The sequence below is a fragment of the Candidatus Limnocylindrales bacterium genome (genome assembly GCA_035626395.1).
Lineage (GTDB): Bacteria > Desulfobacterota > Binatia > UBA1149 > CAITLU01 > DASPNH01.
In genome coordinates this window covers 1-6,144 of record DASPNR010000037.1, presented here as the reverse complement: position 1 = coordinate 6,144, position 6,144 = coordinate 1, and the positions used below count along the sequence as shown (strand labels likewise).

The window sequence follows — 6,144 nt, the reverse complement described above, 5'->3', positions numbered from 1 at the left end:
AAAATTCCCCACCCTGAGTTTCACTGCTGCGCCTCTGCTTCCTGAACCAGGCCAGCCTTGAGCTTGTCCTTGAGCCTGTAGGAGTTTCCGCGGATGTTGAGCGTGATGGCGTGGTGCAGGAGGCGGTCCAGGATCGCGGTGGCGATGACACGATCACCGAACACGTCGCCCCAACTTCCGAGGCTTTGATTGCTTGTCAGGATCATCGGCCCGCGCTCGTACCGGCGGCTGACCAGTTGAAAGAACAGGTTGGCTCCGGTCCTGTCGATCGGCAGATAGCCGATCTCGTCCACGATCAGCAGCCGCGGGACCGAGTAGAACTTGAGCTTCTCCTCCAGGCGACTCTCGCCAAGGGCCTTGGTCAGGCTGGCGATCATCGCCGCGGCCGTGGTGAACAAGACGCGGTAGCCGCGTTCGATGGCGCGCATCCCCAGTCCCACCGCCAAGTGGGTCTTGCCGACGCCGGGCGGACCCAGGATCAGCAGGTTCTCGCCGTGCTCGAGGTAGTGGCAGGTGGCCAGTGTCTGCACCTGCTTCTTGTCGATCGAGGGCTGGTAGGAGAACTCGAACGCGTCCAGGCCTTTGACGAACGGGAAGCGAGCCAGGCTGGTGCGCATGGCACGTTCTTTTGCGTCTTGGAGACGACCTCCTCGGTCAGCACGACGTCGAGGAAGTCGGCGTAGCTCATCTCCTTGGACGTAGCGTCCTGGAGAATCGCCTCCAGACGCTCTCTGCTCTTGAACAGGCGAAGGCGCTGCAGATTCTCCTGCAGTCTCTCCAGCTGCCCGGCGTTCACGGCTGCACCTGCACGCCGGCGGCGCGATCGTAGACGCTCAGGTCGCGGACCTGCACTTCGGCGATGTCCATGCTGGCCGCGACACTGGCCGCGGGCTGGGATCGCCGCTGCCGAGCATTGCGGGCGATTGCCCCGGGTCCATGCTCGGGCTGGATGCTCATCTGGTACTTGCCGGTCAGCTCGGCGTGCTCGGCAACGAGCTCGCCGTGGTGGAAGACGCTGATGCGACCGTCGCGCCGCAGCACCTCCACGGTCTTGCCAATCAGTGCGAACGGCACCGAATAGCGGTTGGTGGCCAGGCTGACCAGGTAGTCGTCAGCCACGATTCGCGACAGACGCGCCTCGTGCCGGAAGCTGGGATGTCCCAGCGTGCAGACCAGGCTTGCCCGCTCTGCGGTGAAGCGGTCGATTGGCCGCTCGTGCGTGGTGCCATGGATGCGCACGTCGGCGACGTCGGACATCCAGGCCAGGAGTTGCTCGTCGAAATCACGGTCGTCGATGAAGGTGCGACCAGGCAGAAAGTTGCGCTTGACGTACTTGACGGCGGACTCGACCTTTCCCTTGGTCTGGGCCCGGTAGGGCCGGCACAGCCGCGGCTCAAAGCCCCAGAAGTCCGCCAAGGACTTGAACGTGGCATTCCAAGAGTATCGCCCCTCGGCGCCGGGATGGCAGACGGTGCGCGGCCGGTCGTAGAGAATCTCGGCGGTGCGACCCCCGAAATACTCAAAGGCCTGCTCGTGGCAGTCCAGGAACGTCGGCAACTGCTCGTTGGGGCAGCCGCGATAGAAGCCGCGACGGCTGAAGCCGAGCGTCAGCACGAAGAAGTGCCGCTCCACGGCCTGGTGGCGGAAGTGGACACGCGCCACGCCCCAGTCGACCTGGCTTTGATGTCCCGGCGCAGTCTCGAACCGCGTCAGCGCACACTCGGCCTGCTCCTGCACGGCGCGCAGAGGTCGGACGAAGAGTTTTACGGTGTCGTAGCTACCGCGATAGCCACGGCCGGACTTCAGCTCCTGGAACAGGATCCGGGCCGAGTAGTGAACCTGCGGCGCACGACGCTTGAGGAACTCGGCGTGCTCGGCCAGCAGCGTGTTGCCGCGGTCCGGCCTCTGATACGGCTCCCAGCGCCGCTGTCGCAGCCACTTTCGCACCGTCTTCCGATCCAGTCCCAGTCGCCGGCTGATCTCCGAGACCGACAGCCGATCCTCCACCCGCAGCCGCTGGATGTCCTCCCACCGCTCCCGCCTGACCATCAAGCCCTCCTCGAGACCAGATGTCCCGAGGCTCAGGCTCCGTTCCGTGTGCTCGTTTTCAATCCCCATCGCTTTCCTCCGTGGTTGGGAGGGTGGGGAAAATTCGATTCCCATGACTGGGGATTATTGGGCTCCCGCTGACAGTCGAACAGCAGGATCTCGCTAGTGCCCAGCGTGCCGAGCGTCGCGCCGCCGGTGGGATCGGTCAGGACGAGCTCGATCGTTTCGTTGCCGCCTTCCTCGCCGTCCAGCACCAGCGGCACGTCGAAGGACTTGGGGAACTCGCCATCGCCGAACGTCAGCGTCCCCGAAGTCGCCATGTAGTCGGCTGGTGACGTGGCGCTGTCGTCCGCGGTGGCGTAATGCACGGTGACGGTGCCGGTGTTGCCGCCGCTGCGCGAGACCAGAACGGTGACGAAGCCCTGCTCCTCGTAGCCCAGGAACTTCATCTGCGAGAACTGCAGCACGCCCGCGTCCTCGCCGGCGTCGACGACGGCGCAGGGCGAGAACTCCGACGTGTCGCCTTCCGGGCTCGTTGCCGTTGCGGTCACGACGGTGTCGGCGCAGGCGAACGGCACGGTGGCCTCGATCACGCCGATGGCGGATAAGACATTCAAACGCACTTCCGCATCGTATCGCCACCGGTTCCATGGTCTCGCCCGGGTCCGATAAGGTCCATTCTGACAACTGCGCGAATGCCGCGAAGGCTTGCTGGTACCGCTTTCCTGTCCTTTCCTGTCCCCGCGCGCCGCGGATCGTACCGCAGATTGAGGCTTGGGCAGCCAAGCACGGCGTGACGCTCGCCAAACCTGGCTGGAAGGTAGAATTGGCGAAGCGCGTCAAGGAAAGAATCTTGGAGGATGGACCAGAAAAGATCGATCCAGCGGTACTGGATCTGTGGACCAAGCTGTTCAAGTCGTTTCAACAGCCTAGCGCAGCAGGTACCGCAACCGGGTCACAGACCGTAGTTGCGCAATCGTAGAGAACCTAATTTTCGCATCAGGGTCATCGCAGGTTGGTGCAGCAGGGCGTGTACTAGGCTCGGTTCAGCTCGCTACTAGGCACTATGGCAAGACCGCCTCGCCTGCCGGCGTACTGCTCCGCCAGAGTCGCCAGTTTCGTCCAAGGCACCGGCCCGTCGCTGTCCTGATCGACCGTCCCGTTTCCGACAACCGCTGTGCTATCGATAGTCATCTGGCCATTCGCGTTCAGGATCTTCTTCAGGCCCGCATCGTAGTTATAAAGGATATCGCTGTCCTTCACGCGCTGAGCCCCTTCGTTGGCGACGATCAGAGTCTGGCTGTTGAACCTGGCTGCGGTAACGTCGGTGATGAAATTGAAATCATTTGTAGTGGATGGGCAATCGGACCAAGCTCCTGCTGGTGGCGTTATTGCTTTGACGGTGACGAGCAGATGCCAAGGGACCACACTACTCACCAGCCTTATCGGCTCCTCACGGTCCCTTCCGTTGATCCAGGCGAACGCCTGGTACGCGTCGAGTTGTGGACTGGGGAGGACCCGCCGCAGCGAAGCGAATGTCGCGAATTTCCGTTCAAGGTGGTCGAACAGGATGCGCCCGACCCTTGGGATAACGTCGTCAACGACTTCGGCGGCCGCGGCATATATCTCGAGTTCGATCCGACAGACGTCTGCGACATCACTCCATGCGATGAGATAATGTTCATTCAAGTCGTCCAATTGTCGGGCCGCACCAAGGCGGGGCTTGATCGGGAACTTTCATCGGTCGAGCTCGAGGTGCCGGGTGGTGAGTTGCTCGACCTGGACCGTGATCCAACCGCACCGACGCCCCGCTGGCGCGTGGACGGCCATATCCTGGCGGTAGACCCTTACTACAATGGGTTAGACAACCAGGATCGTGTCAGGCCGGGAGAGCAAAGTTCAAACCCAGTTCCTGCTATTATGCTGGACCATCCTCAATTTCCTCGGGCGCCCGAGGACATCGCTGTTGTTACGGCGCTGTTTGAGGTGGGCGTCCTCTGCGCGACGGGTCAAAATCGTGGGGAATGGCTTGGCTACATGTCCTGGTCGAAGCATCGAACCTTTTGGCCAACAGAAAACCCGAAAAGTTTGTCGACTATCTTTGGTACGGCACGGGGAACGCCAAGTGCGAGCCTGTTGAACGCGCTTTCCTTCTGGGGATCGCGGCACGGCTGGGACTTTCCCACTGGCGAATCCAAAAAGAAGCAGGGCCAGGAGTGCCAATAATGCGTCCTCAAAAACTTACACGCTCCGCCATTGTTTTGGCCAAGAGCATGGTTCTGTCGAGATGCCTCCTGGCAGTCGGAGTTTTGTTCTTACCTACCTTCGCAGCCGAGGCACAGACGGTAACGCCTTTCAGCTACTTCACGACTTTGACTGCAGCCGAGCGGGCTTCATCGCAGATCAAGGTGACGTACATGGGCCCGCAACTCGCAGGGCTTCCTTCTCCAATCTTTCACGCATCCAATGAAGCGCCCAATGCCGAATTGTTTGTACCCTTTCATCACCCAATGGACGGCGAAGCCAGTTACGCGAACGATTCTGCCGGAGGATCACCGGTACCCGTTGCTGCGGACTCGATCCAGGCGATGATAAATTCCGTATCCGGGATATCGGCCCTTACTGACGGAGGCACAACGGCGGACCCGGACGACGCCTTCGTCGCACTGTCTATCGTCGTGCGTCTTCCGGTATGGCGTGGATTTGATTCGGTACTGACGCGGTCGGAAACTGTAGGAGTTGTTGCGCAGTTGCGCTCAGCCCTCGTCAACGAACCAGAGGCGCTACGGGTGCACGATGAGTTCGCCTGCATTGTGGGGATGTCCGACCCAATGCGGCCCGTCGACGTTACTTCTTCGGTCACTATACAAGTCTCGGGTGTCCGGCCGGACCTAGCTACAGGACACTTCGTCGGGACAGCCAAAGTCACTAACAGTTCAGCGACATCGATACCTGCGCCGATCTCACTCATCCTCGAACTACCGTCGACGCTTCGATTAGTGAACGACAGCGGGCGCACGTGCCCAGGCGGAAAGCCGTTCGTGACTCTCGATACGACGCTAGGTCCCGGCGCTGTTGCGAATTTTTCACTTGTTTTTAGTAACCCCGACTTAGATCGCATGGCGGTTGCACCAAAGCTTTTGGCTGGACCGGGGACTCGGTAAAGGACCGCCGATGCGTCCAATGATGAAAACTCTTATCATCGCCGCGCTTTTCGCTTGTGACGTTGCGGTCGCAGGGCAGAACGTCAGCTTTTACACCGTGCAGATCGACACTTCGGCCTTTGAAGGCATACCAGGCGCAGCTGCTTTTTATTTCACCGAAAGTCAGCAGGACTTCAACACTGTCGAAATTCAGGACTTCTCCTACGATGGAGAAGTCGGTGAACTCATCCATACGTCAGGTTCTGTGTCTGGGGATATCGTCGATGGCAGGAATCCGGCGGCCAATTCTTACCTATATTTCTTTGACGAACACGAGTTTCTGTCGGAACTCACGGTACCGTTTGAAACCTTTGGCACGTTTTTTAGCTTCTCTCTTCGAATCACTGAGAGCATCCCCGCTGACGCGCATCTGCCAGCCCAACTGTCGTTTTATCTTCTGACCGAAAACGGCCAACCTCTGTTTCGAACTGCAGATCCCTTAGGAGCCAATTCGCTCTTCACGCTGACGATTGACGGGCAGCAACAAGGAGAGGCACACGCATTCGCTCCCGCGGCGCTTGCGCCTACCGCTGCCGTCGACATAGCGGTACCATTTTGCGGAAATGGCACTCTCGACGCCGCCGAAGAATGCGAAGATGAAAATCTCGTTCTAGGAGATGGCTGCGATTTTTGCGTATTTGGACGCGTGCGCAATGACTCCGCGTCAGGATTGCCTAGAGGCTGCTACGGCCAGACTTTCGCTACGGAACAAGGAAGAACACATTTATGACGGGATGTCCTGGAGATGGAACTGGAGTTCCCCCGGTTTCGTGGACACCTAACCGCTATGGTAACAGGAGTTCACGATGCCCAGACCCCACCCGCAATATGCAGCCGAGCTGCGTGACCGCTTAGTCGAGCTGGCACGCAACGGCCGATCCCCTGAGCAACT

At 60.1% G+C, this 6,144-nt stretch carries 5 protein-coding genes and 1 pseudogene; 2 read left to right on the top strand and 4 right to left on the bottom strand.

Going from position 1 to position 6,144, the window contains the following annotated elements:
- Nucleotides 1-20: 20 nt before the first annotated feature.
- The 4 genes and pseudogenes from istB to VEC57_15160 all read right to left on the bottom strand — a co-directional run bounded on the left by istB (nt 21) and on the right by VEC57_15160 (nt 3,738).
- Nucleotides 21-781: pseudogene (gene istB, locus VEC57_15175) on the bottom strand (IS21-like element helper ATPase IstB).
- An 11-nt stretch (nt 782-792) separates the two neighbouring features.
- Nucleotides 793-2,049 (bottom strand): IS21 family transposase, encoded by a 1,257-nt coding sequence (istA, locus tag VEC57_15170; protein ID HYC00477.1) that lies wholly within the window; start codon nt 2,047-2,049, stop codon nt 793-795.
- Nucleotides 2,050-2,081: 32 nt separating this feature from the next.
- Nucleotides 2,082-2,672: a Calx-beta domain-containing protein gene (locus VEC57_15165; GenBank protein HYC00476.1), complete on the bottom strand. Its 591-nt coding sequence runs from the start codon at nt 2,670-2,672 to the stop codon at nt 2,082-2,084.
- Nucleotides 2,673-3,084: 412 nt separating this feature from the next.
- The gene (locus tag VEC57_15160) at nt 3,085-3,738 is read right to left on the bottom strand and encodes a hypothetical protein (protein HYC00475.1); all 654 of its coding nucleotides are present in this window, start codon (nt 3,736-3,738) and stop codon (nt 3,085-3,087) included.
- Between VEC57_15160 and VEC57_15155 the strand changes: the two genes are divergently transcribed.
- Together VEC57_15155 and VEC57_15150 are read left to right on the top strand one after the other, a co-directional pair.
- Complete coding sequence (locus VEC57_15155; GenBank protein HYC00474.1) at nt 3,727-4,275, top strand: hypothetical protein; 549 nt, start codon at nt 3,727-3,729, stop codon at nt 4,273-4,275. The two genes, VEC57_15160 and VEC57_15155, sit on opposite strands and share 12 nt — an antisense overlap.
- Before the next feature lie 948 nt (nt 4,276-5,223).
- Entirely contained in the window at nt 5,224-5,982 is a 759-nt protein-coding gene (locus VEC57_15150; GenBank protein ID HYC00473.1) for a hypothetical protein, read from the top strand.
- Nucleotides 5,983-6,144: the final 162 nt, after the last annotated feature.

What these genes read in the sequence shown, in the direction of transcription:
- istA (HYC00477.1), bottom strand. Translation starts at nt 2,049, where the DNA reads ATGGTCAGGCGGGAGCGGTGGGAGGACATCCAGCGGCTGCGGGTGGAG.
- VEC57_15155 (HYC00474.1), top strand. Translation starts at nt 3,727, where the DNA reads ATGTTCATTCAAGTCGTCCAATTGTCGGGCCGCACCAAGGCGGGGCTT.
- VEC57_15150 (HYC00473.1), top strand. Translation starts at nt 5,224, where the DNA reads ATGCGTCCAATGATGAAAACTCTTATCATCGCCGCGCTTTTCGCTTGT.